Here is a 13,354-nt window from a genome sequence, read left to right as displayed (position 1 = left end):
CTTAAAGACTGTTGATCAGCACGCTGAAGGTTTCCTGGGCCGCCTTGATGATCTGCGAAGAGGCGGTGTAGTACTGCTGGTACTTGACCAGGTTGCCGGTTTCCTCGTCGAGGTTGACCCCCGACAGCGAATCCCGAGCACCTTTGGCGGTGGTCAGCACGGTAGTGGTCGCGTCGCTGTCGGACTTGGCCTGGGCCGCCTTGGTACCGACGTTGGAAATCAGCTTGCCATAGGCATCCGACAGGCTGACGCCCTGGCTGGCGCTACTGGTGTCGACCGTCTTCTTGGTCTGCAGACCAATCAGGGCCGTGCTATTGCGGTTGTCCGATGAAGCGGCGCCGGTCATCGAGATGGTGTAGCTCTCACCGGCTTTCGGGTTGCCGCCCACGGTGGTCTGTACGGTGAAGGTCTTCTGTACCGCTGGCGTGACGGTGTTGTCCATCACCGGGTTGCCCGACGCATCGACCATGTTGATCTTCAGGTTCAGGGTGTTGCCCTGGCCCGGCACGATGGTGCCGGTCCCCATGACGTTGCCCTTGGCGTCGGTCAGGGTGTAGCCCTGGGTGCCTGCCGCCGCACCGGTACCGGCAGCGTCGAACACGAGCTTGACCGGTGTGCCGTACTTGATGGCGTCCTGCAGTTGCGCGTTATTGGTGGCGTTGGAGGTGCCCAACTGGTCGACCAGCACCGGCTGGGTGTAGGTACCGCCATTGTTGGCACTGGTCACGCCGGTCAAGGGCGCGGCAGCGGCGATGTTCTTCGAGTCGCTCATCACCATCTGGATGTCACTGGCACCGCTGCGGGTCGGGGTGACCTTGAAGCTGTCACCGGCCGTCATCGCCGTGGCGCTGTTCGGGCTCAGGGTGAAACCGTCGATCACCGGGGGCGGCGTGGTCGTGGTGCTGAAGGTACCCATGTCGGTGCCGTCGGAACGCTTGACCGAGTAGTTGGTGCCGTCGGTGAACGTCACCTGGTAGTCGTAGGTGGTCAGAGCACCCGTATTGCTGATGTTGACGTTCAGGTTGCCGGAAGCCGGGTTGTTGGTCGACTTGGCGATGCTGCGCTGGCTGACCAGCGTTGCACTGTTGATATCGTTGAAGATCGCCGAACCGAAGTTGCCGTTCTTGTCGATACCCTGGGCGTTCTGCTTGTTCATCTGGTCGGCGAGGACCATGGCCACGCGCCCCAGCTCGTTGAGCGAAGGGTTCAGCACTTCGGTGCGATAGCGCAGCAGACCGCCGATCTCGCCACCGCTCACCGTGTCGGTGATGTCGATGGTGCTGGAAGCACGGTTCAATTGCAGCGAGTAACGGCTCGGATCGTCCTTGCTCGGCACGGCGGCCAGGGTGTTGGTGGAGTTGCCCATGACCAGTGGCTGGCCGTTGGCCAGGTACACGTCATAGTTGGAACCCCGCTCGGTCACCGAGGTGCCGACCAGTTCGGACAGCTGCCGTACGGCCTCGTTACGCTTGTCCATCAGGTCGTTGGGCGCACCGGCCGACGGGGAAATCTTGGTGATCTGCTCGTTGAGCTGGGCAATGCTGGTCGCCAGCTTGTTCACCTGGTCGGCCATGTCCGCCAGGTTGGTGTTGATCCCGGTGTTCTGGTCGTTGAGCTGCTTGGCGATCGAGTTGAAACGGTCGCTCAGGGACTTGGCGCTGTTGAGAGTATTCTGGCGGGAAGCATCGTCCGTCGGTGAGGCCGAAACCGACTGCAGGGCACTGAAGAAGCTCTGCAGGGACGCGGTCATGCCGGTGTTGGTATCGGACAGCATCGAGTCGGTCGGCGTGACCTGGGCCAGGTACGACGAGGCATCGCTGTTGAGCGAAGTCGCGGTATGCAGCTGCGATTCCAGGTACGAACTGTAGACCCGGCGCACATCCGACAGCGTAGTCCCGGTCCCGATGAAAACGTTGCCATAGCGCTGCGACGCCGCGGTGGTCTGCACGGTTTGCTGACGCGAATAGCCAGCCGTGTCAACGTTGGCAATGTTGTTACCAGTAGTCGTCAGGGCCGAGCTGGCAGCGTTCAACCCCGTCATCCCGATATTGAGCAAACTCATGATTCAGACCTTATAAATTCGTGGAAGCGCTCGTCGCCGCAGCGTAGTTCTGGTAGCTCTTCATCGTTTTTGCTATTTGCGTGATCTTGCTGGCGTAGTCCGGATCGGTTGCATAGCCGGCCTTTTGCAGCTCACGCACAAACTGTTCCGGTTTATCGGCCGACTTCAGCACATCTTGATAGCGACTGTTGCTTTGCAGCAGGGTCACCAGGTCATGGAAGCTGTCCTGGTAGGACGCATAGGAACGGAAGTCCGCTGTTTCTTTGACCATCTGCCCATTGCGGAATTCACTGGTAATGGCCCGCGCCTGCGGCCCCTGCCAACTGCTGCCGGCCTTGATACCGAACAGGTTGTGGCTGCTGCTGCCGTCCTGCTGGCGCATGACCGACTTGCCCCAGCCGGTTTCCAGGGCGGCCTGGGCCACCAGGTAGCGCGGGTCGACCCCGATGCGCTTGGCGGCCTGCTCGGCCATCGGCAGCATGGTCGCGACGAATTCGTCGGGCGAACTGAAGGCGCGCTTGGCCGGTGCCAGCGGAGGCTGGGCCACGGCGCGACCATAGACTTGCATGCGAGACGCCGGCACGGCGATGCTGCGGGTTGCCAGGTTGTCGCTCTTGAGCGCCGCATCGGCAGACGCCGTGCTGCGCTCCGGCACGGCATAGCCGGCCGCGGCGACCTGGCTGGCGTCGGCGGACGGCACCAGGCCGGCCAACAGGCGGTCGGTGAGTTTGCTCGGCAGCGACAGGCGGCGCGCGTTGAGCTTGGCCACGTCGTTACGCACGGTGCCATCGGTCGCCGAGCCATGAGTCGCGACCCGCGACGCCCACAAGGCATGCTGGCCGTTGGAGCGGGTGAACGGCGAGCCCGGCGCCTGGGTAACGGTACCGGCGGCGATCGGCGTCTCGACCGGCGCGGCGGCAGGCGTATCGGTGGTACCCGCCGGCGGTCCGACCTTCAACCCGCTGTCGGCTGGTCGAACATGCTTCTCCTTCGACATCTGGCGCATCAGCACGTCGGCCAGGCCGATACCACCACCCTGGCGTGACATGGTCACCGCCAGTTGCTGATCATACATTTCCTGGTACTGCTTGGCCGTCGGCGTATTGAGCGGGTTGTCCTGGCCCAGCACTTCGGTGGCCGAACGCATCGACTTGAGCATCTGGCTGAGGAACAGCGATTCGAACTCCTGGGCGACCTTGCGCAGGTTGGCGTCGCTGGTGCGATCGCCGACCTTCAGGTTGTTCAGGCGATTGAGGTCGCTGTACGCCCCCGAATCGCTGACATTGACGATGCCGCTGTTGCGAATATCAACCATGGAACCGGCCTCAGATCACGATCAGGTCGGCCTGCAGCGCGCCGGCCTGTTTCAATGCTTCGAGAATCGCCATCAGGTCGCCTGGCGCCGCGCCCACCTGGTTCACCGCACGGACGATCTCGTCCAGGGTGGTACCCGGGCCGAACTTGAACATCGGCTTGGCTTCCTGCTGGGCATTGACCCGTGAACGCGGCACGACCGCCGTGGTGCCATTGGACAGCGGGCCCGGCTGGCTGACGATCGGGTCTTCGGTGATGGTCACCGTCAGGCTGCCGTGGGTGACCGCCGCCGGCGAAACCTTGACGTTCTGGCCGATCACGATGGTACCGGTCCGCGAGTTGATGATGACTTTCGCCACCGCCTGGCCGGGATCGACCTCAAGATTCTCCAGGATCGAGATGTAGTCGACACGCTGGCTCGGATCCAGCGGAGCAGTGACCCGTACCGAACCGCCATCGATGGCCTGGGCCACACCCGGGCCGAGCATGTCGTTGACCTTGTCGACGATGCGCTTGGCCGTGGTGAAGTCGGACCGATTGAGGTTCAGGGTCAGGCTGTTGCCCTGGTTGAAGCCGCTCGGCACCGCGCGCTCGACCGAGGCACCACCGGGGATACGGCCGGCCGACGGAACGTTGACGGTGATCTTCGAGCCGTCACGCCCCTCGGCATCGAAGCCGCCCACCACCAGGTTGCCCTGGGCGATGGCGTAGACGTTGCCGTCGATACCCTTCAATGGCGTCAGCAACAGGGTGCCGCCCCGCAGGCTCTTGGCGTTACCGATGGAGGACACGGTGATATCGACCACCTGCCCCGGCTTGGCGAACGCCGGCAGGTCGGCACTGACCGAGACTGCCGCGACGTTCTTGAGCTGGACGCTGCCGGAGTTGGCCGGCACCTTGATGCCGAACTGCGACAACATGTTGTTGAAGGTCTGCAGGGTGAACGGGGTCTGGGTGGTCTGGTCACCCGTACCGTTCAGACCGACCACCAGGCCATAGCCGATCAACTGGTTGGAACGTACGCCGGAGATGCTGGCGATATCCTTCAACCGTTCGGCCTGGACACTGAGGGCGGTCGACATCAGCAGCACGGCCGCCATCAGATGCTTGAAGTTGAACATGATCGTCGGCACCTAGAAAGGCCAGAGTGGGCTGAGGAAGAAACGGTCGAACCAGCCCGGCTGACTCGTATCGGCAAAGGAGCCGGTACCCGAATAGGTAATGCGCGCATCGGCCACCCGAGTGGACGGTACAGTGTTGTCGGTGGCGATGTCGTCGGCCCGGACCAGTCCGGCAATCCGCACCAGCTCGTCACCGGTGTTGAGCGTCAGCCACTTCTCGCCACGGACCGCAATGATGCCGTTGGGCAGCACATCGGCCACGGTCACGGTGATCGAACCGGTCAGGCTGTTGCTCTGGCCGGCCTTGGAGGTGCCGTCGGTGGCCCGGTTGCCGCTGTAGCCGGCGTTCAGCGTGAGATCACCACTACCCAGCGGGTTGTTGGTGTTCGGGGTGCTGCCAAACAGCGAAGTCAGGCCCAGGCTGGTGGAGCTTTTCTTCGACAGGTTGGAGTTGGCGTTCTTGCTGGCCTGGGTGGCTTCGTTCAGGGTGATGGTGATGATGTCACCGACCCGGAACGCCTTGCGATCGCCATACAGGTTCTGTTCGAAGCCGGCCTGGTAGATCGAGCCGTTGTTCGCCGCGGCAGGCAACGGGGTACGCGGCAACACCGGCGCATAGTACGGGTCATTGGGCTTGGGCGGCGGGCTCACGCACCCCGCCAGCGCAGCAATCCCACTCAGCGCGAGAATAGAAAACAACCGATTCATGACCCTTACCTCACGGTGTTGCAGGCGGCCCCGAGGCCGCCACATAGACTTGATTACAGATTCTGCGCGACGAACGAGAGCATCTGGTCGGCGGTGGAAATCACCTTGGAGTTCATTTCGTAGGCACGCTGGGTGGTGATCATGTTGACCATCTCCTCCACGGTGCTGACGTTGGAGGTTTCCAGGGTGCTCTGCTCGGTGGTACCGAAACCGTTCAGGCCCGGGGTGCTGACCTGTGGCGCACCGCTGGCGGCGGTTTCCAGGAACAGGTTGCCACCGATGGCCTGCAGGCCGGCCGGGTTGATGAAGTCGGCGGTCTGCAGGTTGCCGATCACCTGCGACGCCGGGTTGCCGGCGGTGGTGATCGAGACGGTGCCGTCCTTGCCGACGGTGAAGGTCTGGGCGTTGTTCGGGATCACGATGGCCGGCTGCAGGGCAAAACCGGCGGCGGTGACGATCTGGCCGGTGTTGTCCAGGTGGAAGGTACCGTCACGGGTGTAGGCCGTGGTGCCATCCGGTTGCAGGATCTGGAAGAAGCCACGGCCGTTGACCGCGATGTCCAGCGGCTGGTCGGTGACCTGCAGGCTGCCGGCGGAGAAGTTCTTCTGCGTACCCACGATGCGCACACCGGTACCCAGTTGCAGGCCCGACGGCAGTTCGCTGTCCTGGGTCGACTGGGCACCAGGCTGACGCTTGACCTGGTACAGCAGGTCCTGGAATTCGGCACGATCACGCTTGAAGCCGGTGGTCGAGACGTTGGCCAGGTTGTTGGAAATGGTGGTCAGGTTGGTGTCTTGCGCCGCCAAACCTGTTTTTGCAACCCATAGAGCCGGAAGCATTCTGTTCTCCTTCGCGCGCCTGTTTTACGGCGCTACGTTGTGGTGATTAGCTGATCTGCAAGACCCGAGCCATTGCCTGGTCATCGTCTTTGGCGGTGTTCATCATCTTGATATGCAGTTCGAACTGCTTGGACAAGGCCAGCACGGCGGTCATCTCTTCGACGGCATTGACGTTGCTCGCCTCGAGGAAGCCCGACTCCAGCTTGACGTTGGCGTCGACGGCTGCCGGCTGTCCATCCTTGGTGTGGATCATGCCGTCCAGGCCCTTGGTCATGTTCTTGAGGTCCGGATTGACCAGTTTGATGCGATCGACCACGGCCACGACGCGTGGTCCCTCGCCCATCGAACGGATGCTGATGGTACCGTCCTGGCCGACCTCGATCTTCGACTCGGGCGGCACGGCAATCGGGCCGGCGTTGCCCATCACCGGCATGCCGTTGCCGGCACGCAGCACACCCAGCGCGTCAATATTCATGCTCGCGGTACGCACATAGGCTTCACTGCCGTCAGGCGCCTGTACCGCCATCCAGCCGTCACCGCCCACGGCCACGTCGAGATCACGGCCGGTTTCCTGCATCGCACCTGGCGAAAAGTCGGTTGCCGGCCGCTCGCTCATGGCAAACGCACGCGCCGGAAAGACGTCACCGAACACCGGCATCGAACGCGCCTGCTCCAGGTCGCGCTGAAAACCGCTGGTAGAGATGTTCGCCAGATTGTTGGCATGAGCCTTTTGCGCCAGGGCGTTCTGGCTGGCGCCGGTCATTGCCACGTAAAGGTACTTGTCCACAGTCTTTCCTCTTGCTGACAGGCGTTTGCCGCCCACCGCTGTACGGCGAGAGCCTTAGCAATTTCTGCACCAACATTGCTACAAGATCGGTGCAGCCAAGGCCGGCCGGGCTTCCAAGGCCAGGCAGGGGCTTTCAAGCGCTTGAGACAGAGACGAAAAAACGGCGGAGTCATGCCGCTAGCGGCAAGTATCAGTCACGTTACGCAACGACATCCCCGAACAGGCCCGTAGGAACGTGGCTTGCCCGCGAGGCTTTTCGGGTGCAGAGGTCCATTCGCGGGCAAGCCACGCTCCTACAAGACGTCATGGGCCTTGAGCTTGTTGGCGATGGTGGTGTGGGAAACCCCCAGGCGCTTGCCCAGCAGTCGACTGCTGGGATGCTCGGAATACAGGCGCTCCAGTACCGCTTTCTCGAACCGCCCGACAATCTCGTCCAGACTGCCCTCCAGCGAGAACTCCCCCAACGGCTGGCGCACGCCGTAGTCCGGCAGACGGATATGCTCGACCTTGACCAGGCCGCCGTCGCACAACGACACCGCCTGGAACAGCACGTTCTCCAGCTGGCGGACGTTGCCCGGCCAGTGGTAGTGGCTCAGCCGTTCCATCGCTGCCGGCGCCAGCTTCGGCAGCGGGCAGCCGATCTGCCGGCTGGCCTGGTCGAGGAAGTGCTCCACCAACGGGGCCAAGCCGTCCAGGCACTCGCGCAACGGCGGGATGTGCAGCGACAACACGTTGAGCCGGTGATACAGGTCCTGGCGAAACTCGCCACGGGCACACAACTCCGAGAGGTCGACCTGGGTCGCGCAGATCACCCGGACGTCGAGGTAGACCTCCTCGTCACTGCCGACCCGCCGGAACCCGCCATCCTGAAGGAAGCGCAGCAGCTTGGCCTGCAAGCGCGGGCTCATCTCCCCCACGCCATCGAGAAACAGCGTGCCGCCGGCGGTCAGTTCCAACAGGCCGAGCTTGCCCTCGGCCCGCGCACCCTCGAAGGCCCCGGGGCCGTAGCCGAACAGCTCGGTCTCGGCCATCGACTCCGGCAAGCCGGCACAGTTGAGTGCCATCAGCGGTGCCTGGCCGCGCGGGCTGGCCAGGTGACAGGCACGCGCCAGCAACTCCTTGCCCGTGCCGGTTTCACCTTCGATCAGCAGCGGCGCATCCAGGGGCGCCATGCGCCGGGCCTCGCGCACCACCGCCGCCATCACCCGCGAGCTCTGGAAGATGCTGTCGAAGCCGCGCAACTCCTGCTTGCGCACGTTGTAGATGCGTTCGCCGACCTGATCGGCCCGGTGCAGCGTCAAGACCGCGCCGGCCATCGCCTCGCTGTCCTCATGTTCGGGCTGCAACGGGGCGATGTCCGCCAGAAACACGTCACCCTTGACCTTGACCCGCAGGCCGTTGATCCGTGACTTGTTGCTGCGCACCAGCTCCGGCAGGTCGAAATCCGGCGCATAGCGCGACAGCGCGATGCCCGGCACCTCGTCAACGCGCACGCCGAGCAACTGCGCCGCTGCCCGGTTCGCCGCGACGATGCAACCGCCCATGTCGATGGACAGCACAGGAAACTCCAGCGCCCCCAACAGGGCATTGAGCTCCATGTGCCGGCGCTCGCTGGGCATCAGCCCGACCCGCTTCACGCCAAACACCCCGGCGATGGTCTCGAACCGGGGTCGCAAGGCCTGGAATTGCAGGTTGATCAGGTTGGGACAGTGCAGGTAGATCGCATTGCCCTGGTCGCCACCGACCTCGCCCCGGGCCACGTTGATGCCATAGTCCACCAACAGGTTGAGGATGTCGCGAAGGATGCCGATGCGGTTCTGGCAATGCACTTTGATACGCATGAAAAAGCCCGGGAAGGTGGTCAGGACTGCTCGAAGGGGCCACGACGCCCACTCCAAGGGGGCTTTGACGGGGTCGGCTCGACAACTTTTTGGGTTGCACCGCAGTTTTTCGTAAAGAATACGTGACAGCCTTCCACAACACTACCCCGTAGAAATGCCACCCGCACGCTAAAAAAGCGCATTCGTAACGATTACTTTACGGACCACCCTCGCAAAGACGCGTATCGACACTCGCCAACCCAGTGCATTTCTTCCGCGCCGGGATCAACACTTGGACACAACGCTGGACATAACAAGAATGATCCCTCTAGCAGGAGAGCTGTATGAAGCAGACGCAATACGTGGCTCGCGAGCCCGATGCGCAAGGGTTTATCGATTACCCGGCCGCCGAGCATGCGGTGTGGAACACCCTGATCACCCGCCAGATGAAAGTGATCGAGGGTCGTGCCTGCCAGGAATACCTGGACGGCATCGAAAAGCTCGGCCTGCCCCATGACCGGATTCCACAGCTGGGCGAAATCAACGCCGTACTGGCCGCGACCACCGGCTGGCAAGTGGCCCGGGTGCCGGCACTGATCCCCTTCCAGACCTTCTTCGAACTGCTGGCCAACAAGCAGTTTCCGGTGGCCACCTTCATTCGTACCGAGGAAGAACTGGACTATCTGCAGGAACCCGACATCTTCCACGAGATCTTCGGCCACTGCCCGCTGCTGACCAACCCCTGGTTCGCCGAATTCACCCACACCTACGGCAAGCTCGGCCTCAAGGCCACCAAGGAGCAACGGGTGTACCTGGCCCGGCTGTACTGGATGACCATCGAGTTCGGCCTGGTCGACACCCCGCAAGGCCGACGCATCTATGGCGGCGGTATTCTTTCCTCGCCGAAGGAGACGGTCTACAGCCTGTCCGGCGAACCCGAGCACCAGCCGTTCGATCCGCTGGAAGCCATGCGCACGCCGTATCGCATCGATATCCTGCAACCGGTGTACTTCGCGCTGCCGGACCTCAAGCGCTTGTTCGACCTGGCCCACGAAGACATCATGGGCCTGGTCGAGCAAGCCATGCAGCTAGGCCTGCATACCCCGAAATTCCCGCCCAAGGCCGCCTGACCGGCGACCTGCGGCCATACCCCAGAGCCCTCGCGCCGATACCCGGAACCGGTGTCGCCGAAGGGCGTGCAACGAACAAGAACGACAGACAGGAATACACCATGAGCACCCTCACCCAAGCCCACTGCGAAGCCTGCCGCGCCGATGCCCCACAGGTCAGCGACGAAGAACTGCCGGTACTGCTCAAGCAGATTCCGGACTGGAATATCGAAGTTCGCGACGGCATCATGCAGTTGGAGAAGGTCTACCGCTTCAAGAACTTCCAGTTCGCGCTGGCCTTCACCAATGCCGTCGGCGCCATTTCCGAAGCCGAAGGCCATCATCCAGGCCTGTTGACCGAGTGGGGCAAAGTCACCGTGACCTGGTGGAGCCACTCCATCAAGGGCCTGCACCGTAACGATTTCATCATGGCGGCACGCACCGACGAGGTCGGCAAAACCGCCGAGGGCCTTAAATAATGCATTTCACCGCCATCGCGCGCGTCCCCGGCGATCCGATCCTCGGTTTGCTGGAGGCCTATGCCCAGGACCCGAACCCGAACAAGTTCGATCTCGGTGTCGGCGTCTACAAGGACGCCCAGGGCCTGACGCCCATCCTGCAGTCGGTCAAGCTGGCCGAGCAGAAGCTGGTGGACGGGCAACTGAGCAAGTCCTATATCGGCGGCCATGGCGACCTGCGTTTCGGCAGCCTGTTGTGCGAACTGGTGATGGGCGCGGACTCGCCGCTGATCGCCGAGCGTCGGGTCGGCGCCACCCAGACGCCGGGGGGCACCGGCGCCCTGCGCCTGAGCGCGGACTTCATCGCCCAGTGCCTGCCGGGCCGCGGCATCTGGCTCAGCGACCCGACCTGGCCGATCCACGAGACCATCTTCAACGCCGCCGGCCTGAAGATCAGTCACTACCCCTACGTGGGGGCCGACAACCGCCTGAATGTCGACGGCATGCTCGCGGCGCTGGAACAGGCGCCCAAAGGCGACGTGGTGCTGCTGCACGCCTGCTGCCACAACCCGACCGGTTTCGACCTGTCCCATGCCGACTGGCAACGGGTACTGGAAGTGGTTCGCCGTCGCGAACTGCTGCCGCTGATCGATTTCGCCTACCAGGGCTTTGGCGATGGCGTCGAGGAAGATGCCTGGGCAGTCCGCCTGTTCGCCAAGGAATTGCCGGAAGTGCTGATCACCAGCTCCTGCTCGAAGAACTTCGGCCTGTACCGCGAGCGCACCGGCGCCCTGCTGGTCTGCACCGCCGACGCCGAAAAGCTGCTGGATGTTCGCAGTCAACTGGCGGCGGTGGCTCGCAACCTCTGGTCCAACCCGCCAGATCACGGTGCAGCGGTGGTACTGACCATCCTCGGCGACCCACAGCTCAAGCAGCTTTGGGCCGAGGAAGTCGAAGCCATGCGCGCGCGTATCGCCCAGCTGCGCAGCGGCCTGGTCGAGGCGCTCAAGCCGCATGGCCTGGCCGAACGCTTCGCCCATATTGGCGTGCAACGCGGGATGTTCTCCTACACCGGCCTGTCGCCGGTCCAGGTGCAGCGCCTGCGTGACGAGTACAGCATCTACATGGTCAGTTCGGGCCGGGCCAACGTCGCCGGTATCGACGCGACCCGCCTGGAAGCCCTGGCCGAAGCGATCGCCGCCGTCTGCAAGTAAGCCCTCGTGCGCTCCCCCGCTCAGCCGTGGGAGCGCACTTCACATCAGCGGCGCCCAGCGTCTGCGCGACGAGTGGCCGGCCCGCATGAAAGATAAAAAATCTTTCTGTCACCTCCAGTGCTGTATCCTGCCCAGGCTTTTTAAAAGCGCGGATCTACCCAGCGATTTAAAAAACAGACTTTGCAAGGAGTGACGACGATGCACGAAATACCCAACTTCCCCTTCCCAAGCCTGCACGAAACTGAGCAGAAAACCCCGCAACAAGCCAGCGCCGAACAGCCTGAAACCAACGAGGCTGCCGAAAGCCTGAAGGCCGACAGTAAAGACTGAAGCCTGCAATAACTGACCGTGTGAAAAAACCAATCCTGATGTTTTTTCACACGGCCAGATAGATCCACCCCTCCCAGGAATACACCGTGACCGACACCTTCGACGAAACCCAGGCCAACCTGCTGATCGGTACCGCCGAACAGATGATCGCGCTGTGGAACAACCTGTCCGAGGAAAAACAGGCCGCGCTGCTCGCCCGCTTCGGCAGCCAGGAAAACGCCCTGGCCGCACTGGTGACCACCCGCCTGCTGGCACAACCGCAGCAATCCTGAGCATTTCCCCAGCGTTTTTTTTCGATTCAATTCCCTACAAGTCGCTTAGCCTCGTTATCATAAGCAGCCTATCTTTCCCCCTTCGCTGTCATGGTGAGCCTTTGCCCACGCAAGATTCCCAGCGCCCCCTCGCGGTGACGCTGCAAGTCGTTTCCATTGTCCTGTTCACCTTCATCGGCTACCTGAACATCGGCATCCCGCTGGCGGTCCTGCCGGGTTACGTCCACAGCGAACTGGGGTTCGGCGCGGTGATCGCCGGCCTGGTGATCAGCGTCCAGTACCTGGCCACCCTGCTCAGCCGCCCCTATGCCAGCCGGATCATCGACAACCTGGGCAGCAAGCGCGCGGTGATGTACGGCCTCGCCGGCTGCGGCCTGAGCGGCGTGTTCATGCTGCTGCCAAGTTTTCTGCACGGCGTGCCGGCCCTGAGCCTGGCCAGCCTGTTCATCGGCCGCCTGATCCTTGGCAGTGCCGAGAGCCTGGTCGGCTCCGGCTCCATCGGCTGGGGCATTGGCCGGGTCGGCGCGCAGAACACGGCCAAGGTGATCTCCTGGAACGGCATCGCCAGCTACGGCGCCCTCGCCGTCGGCGCGCCGCTGGGCGTCTGGCTGGTCAATCAGCTGGGCCTGTGGAGCATGGGCGTGAGCATCCTGCTGCTGGCAACCCTCGGCCTGCTGCTGGCCTGGCCCAAGCTGGCCGCGCCGATCGTGGCCGGTGAACGCCTGCCGTTCCTGCACGTGCTCGGCCGCGTCCTGCCCCACGGCACCGGACTGGCGCTGGGTTCGATCGGTTTCGGCACCATCGCGACCTTCATCACCCTCTACTACGCCACCCAGCATTGGGGCAACGCCGTACTGTGCCTGAGCCTGTTCGGTGCCAGCTTCATCGGCGCCCGATTGCTGTTCGGCAACCTGATCAATCGACTTGGCGGCTTTCGCGTGGCAATCGCCTGCCTGTCAGTGGAGACCCTGGGCCTGTTGCTGCTGTGGGTGGCGCCTGACGCCCATTGGGCGCTGGCCGGTGCGGCGCTGAGCGGGTTCGGCTTCTCGCTGGTGTTTCCGGCCCTGGGCGTGGAGGCGGTCAACCTGGTGCCGGCGTCCAGCCGCGGCGCGGCGGTGGGTGCCTATTCGTTGTTCATCGACCTGTCGCTGGGTATCACCGGCCCGCTGGTCGGCGCGATCGCCTCCGGCTTCGGCTTTGCCTCGATCTTCCTGTTCGCGGCGCTGGCGGCGCTTTCCGGATTGGCCTTGAGCGTCTACCTGTATCGCCAGGCCCCCAGGAGCCGCGAGCAGCGCGACCAGGCCTGAGTACCGATTGTGG

The 13,354-nt window shown here is 63.2% G+C and carries 13 protein-coding genes; 6 read left to right on the top strand and 7 right to left on the bottom strand.

The window, feature by feature from the left end; translation table 11 throughout:
• Position 1: 1 nt before the first annotated feature.
• From flgK to HU752_RS08975, 7 genes are all read right to left on the bottom strand, one after another.
• Positions 2 to 2,062 carry a flagellar hook-associated protein FlgK gene (gene flgK / locus HU752_RS09005; protein WP_186677738.1) on the bottom strand — a complete coding sequence of 687 codons (2,061 nt, stop codon included), beginning with the start codon at positions 2,060 to 2,062 and terminating at the stop codon, positions 2 to 4.
• 10 nt (positions 2,063 to 2,072) lie between these two features.
• Complete coding sequence (gene flgJ, locus HU752_RS09000) at positions 2,073 to 3,377, bottom strand: flagellar assembly peptidoglycan hydrolase FlgJ (protein ID WP_186677740.1); 1,305 nt, start codon at positions 3,375 to 3,377, stop codon at positions 2,073 to 2,075.
• Between the two features lie 10 nt (positions 3,378 to 3,387).
• Positions 3,388 to 4,497: a flagellar basal body P-ring protein FlgI gene (locus HU752_RS08995; RefSeq protein WP_017902224.1), complete on the bottom strand. Its 1,110-nt coding sequence runs from the start codon at positions 4,495 to 4,497 to the stop codon at positions 3,388 to 3,390.
• Positions 4,498 to 4,509: 12 nt separating this feature from the next.
• Positions 4,510 to 5,205: a flagellar basal body L-ring protein FlgH gene (flgH, locus tag HU752_RS08990; protein WP_186677742.1), complete on the bottom strand. Its 696-nt coding sequence runs from the start codon at positions 5,203 to 5,205 to the stop codon at positions 4,510 to 4,512.
• A gap of 53 nt (positions 5,206 to 5,258) precedes the next feature.
• Positions 5,259 to 6,044 carry a flagellar basal-body rod protein FlgG gene (gene flgG, locus HU752_RS08985; protein ID WP_186677745.1) on the bottom strand — a complete coding sequence of 262 codons (786 nt, stop codon included), beginning with the start codon at positions 6,042 to 6,044 and terminating at the stop codon, positions 5,259 to 5,261.
• A gap of 46 nt (positions 6,045 to 6,090) precedes the next feature.
• Positions 6,091 to 6,831, bottom strand: a complete 741-nt coding sequence (locus tag HU752_RS08980) for a flagellar basal body rod protein FlgF (RefSeq protein WP_186677748.1) — start codon at positions 6,829 to 6,831, stop codon at positions 6,091 to 6,093.
• A gap of 293 nt (positions 6,832 to 7,124) precedes the next feature.
• Entirely contained in the window at positions 7,125 to 8,672 is a 1,548-nt protein-coding gene (locus HU752_RS08975; RefSeq protein ID WP_186677750.1) for a sigma-54-dependent transcriptional regulator, read from the bottom strand.
• A gap of 323 nt (positions 8,673 to 8,995) precedes the next feature.
• Here HU752_RS08975 and phhA point away from each other — a divergent pair, with 323 nt between their 5' ends.
• The 6 genes from phhA to HU752_RS08950 all read left to right on the top strand — a co-directional run bounded on the left by phhA (position 8,996) and on the right by HU752_RS08950 (position 13,341).
• Entirely contained in the window at positions 8,996 to 9,781 is a 786-nt protein-coding gene (gene phhA, locus HU752_RS08970; protein ID WP_186677751.1) for a phenylalanine 4-monooxygenase, read from the top strand.
• Between the two features lie 101 nt (positions 9,782 to 9,882).
• Positions 9,883 to 10,239, top strand: a complete 357-nt coding sequence (locus HU752_RS08965) for a 4a-hydroxytetrahydrobiopterin dehydratase (RefSeq protein ID WP_186677752.1) — start codon at positions 9,883 to 9,885, stop codon at positions 10,237 to 10,239.
• Positions 10,239 to 11,432: an amino acid aminotransferase gene (locus HU752_RS08960; protein WP_189656466.1), complete on the top strand. Its 1,194-nt coding sequence runs from the start codon at positions 10,239 to 10,241 to the stop codon at positions 11,430 to 11,432. Before HU752_RS08965 ends, HU752_RS08960 begins: the two co-directional genes overlap by 1 nt.
• Positions 11,433 to 11,630: 198 nt before the next feature.
• Positions 11,631 to 11,762, top strand: a complete 132-nt coding sequence (locus tag HU752_RS31900; protein ID WP_264083991.1) for a hypothetical protein — start codon at positions 11,631 to 11,633, stop codon at positions 11,760 to 11,762.
• A gap of 86 nt (positions 11,763 to 11,848) precedes the next feature.
• A complete protein-coding gene (locus HU752_RS08955; protein ID WP_186677753.1) occupies positions 11,849 to 12,034 on the top strand; it encodes a hypothetical protein in 186 nt (61 codons plus the stop codon).
• A gap of 101 nt (positions 12,035 to 12,135) precedes the next feature.
• Entirely contained in the window at positions 12,136 to 13,341 is a 1,206-nt protein-coding gene (locus HU752_RS08950; RefSeq protein WP_186677754.1) for an MFS transporter, read from the top strand.
• Positions 13,342 to 13,354: the final 13 nt, after the last annotated feature.

The organism is Pseudomonas vanderleydeniana (assembly GCF_014268755.2).
GTDB classification, from domain to species: domain Bacteria; phylum Pseudomonadota; class Gammaproteobacteria; order Pseudomonadales; family Pseudomonadaceae; genus Aquipseudomonas; species Aquipseudomonas vanderleydeniana.
Note: the sequence above shows the minus strand (reverse complement) of the source record. Positions and strands in the feature narration are given on the sequence as shown.

Bases quoted from the DNA above. Each gene is read 5' to 3' on its own strand.
- flgK (WP_186677738.1), bottom strand. From the start codon at position 2,062: ATGAGTTTGCTCAATATCGGGATGACGGGGTTGAACGCTGCCAGCTCG.
- flgJ (WP_186677740.1), bottom strand. From the start codon at position 3,377: ATGGTTGATATTCGCAACAGCGGCATCGTCAATGTCAGCGATTCGGGG.
- phhA (WP_186677751.1), top strand. From the start codon at position 8,996: ATGAAGCAGACGCAATACGTGGCTCGCGAGCCCGATGCGCAAGGGTTT.
- flgH (WP_186677742.1), bottom strand. From the start codon at position 5,205: ATGAATCGGTTGTTTTCTATTCTCGCGCTGAGTGGGATTGCTGCGCTG.
- HU752_RS08960 (WP_189656466.1), top strand. From the start codon at position 10,239: ATGCATTTCACCGCCATCGCGCGCGTCCCCGGCGATCCGATCCTCGGT.
- HU752_RS31900 (WP_264083991.1), top strand. From the start codon at position 11,631: ATGCACGAAATACCCAACTTCCCCTTCCCAAGCCTGCACGAAACTGAG.
- HU752_RS08975 (WP_186677750.1), bottom strand. From the start codon at position 8,672: ATGCGTATCAAAGTGCATTGCCAGAACCGCATCGGCATCCTTCGCGAC.
- HU752_RS08995 (WP_017902224.1), bottom strand. From the start codon at position 4,497: ATGTTCAACTTCAAGCATCTGATGGCGGCCGTGCTGCTGATGTCGACC.
- flgG (WP_186677745.1), bottom strand. From the start codon at position 6,044: ATGCTTCCGGCTCTATGGGTTGCAAAAACAGGTTTGGCGGCGCAAGAC.
- HU752_RS08965 (WP_186677752.1), top strand. From the start codon at position 9,883: ATGAGCACCCTCACCCAAGCCCACTGCGAAGCCTGCCGCGCCGATGCC.